1 pseudogene is annotated in these 268 nt (G+C 47.4%); it reads right to left on the minus strand.

The window, feature by feature from the left end:
• Nucleotides 1–268 (minus strand): annotated as a pseudogene (locus tag MMY95_RS15780) (beta-galactosidase); the annotation flags it as partial.

The following is a 268-nucleotide window of genomic DNA, read 5'->3' on the forward strand; positions in this document are numbered from 1 at the left end:
TGACTCGTCAGTACTCGCCCGTCATGGTCTTTAACGGTCAGCGCTAAAGTGGCTGGTTCGCCGGTTACTTTAGTAGTGATGTTGAGCTCACCACTTTTGAGATTGGCATTTGGAACTGGTCGGATGTCCAAATCAGTAATATGGCTAGCAGGCTCCGCCAGTATATTGACGTCACGGAAAATACCAGAGAAACGGAACATATCTTGGTCTTCAATAAAGGCAGCAGTACTGCGTTTGTAGACCCGAACCGCTAAAACGTTACCTTGGT

The sequence above is a fragment of the Lactiplantibacillus sp. ME-2 genome (genome assembly GCF_022549155.1).
Classification (GTDB): Bacteria; Bacillota; Bacilli; order Lactobacillales; family Lactobacillaceae; genus Lactiplantibacillus; species Lactiplantibacillus plantarum.